Source organism: Micromonospora sp. NRRL B-16802 (assembly GCF_001279555.1).
GTDB lineage: Bacteria > Actinomycetota > Actinomycetes > Mycobacteriales > Micromonosporaceae > Micromonospora > Micromonospora profundi.
In genome coordinates this window covers 1-535 of the sequence record NZ_LGEB01000136.1, presented here as the reverse complement: position 1 = coordinate 535, position 535 = coordinate 1, and the positions used below count along the sequence as shown (strand labels likewise).

At 66.5% G+C, this 535-nt stretch carries 1 pseudogene; it reads left to right on the top strand.

Annotated features, from left to right (window positions below):
* Positions 1–250: pseudogene (locus tag ADK66_RS30345) on the top strand (hypothetical protein); the annotation flags it as partial.
* Between the last annotated feature and the right edge of the window lie 285 nt (positions 251–535).

Below are 535 nucleotides of genomic sequence, written 5' to 3'. Positions count from 1 at the left end.
CCGCAACGACCACGACTCGCAGGGCTTGTTCCAGCAGCGTCCGAGCTCGGGTTGGGGTACGCCGGAGCAGATCACCGACCCCGACTACTCCACCACCGCCTTTCTGAAGGGTTTGAAGCAGGTTGACGGGTGGCAGGACATGCCGTTGACCGTGGCCGCGCAGACGGTGCAGGTGTCGGCGTACCCGGACGCCTACGCGCAGTGGGAGCAGCAGGCCGCTGATCTGGTCGCCCAGTACTGGAACAGCTGACCCACCTCACAGCACCGAAAGATCCGCTGGCCGGCACCCCACTCCGGGGTGCCGGCCAGCGGCATGTCCACCGCCCGCATACCCGCCGTCGCTGAATCTTGGACAGTTTCCGTTAGCCACGGACGGAAGCTGTCCAAGATTCAGCCCCGCGACGGGTGCGGGTGCCGCGCGACGGGCACAGCAGGTGCGGGTGCGGGTTGGGAACAAGGTTGTGGTGGGGCGGGTTGTGGACAGTGTCGGTGTGATCCAGTGTCCCCGGGCCTCACCTAATATCGCCGTCGCGGA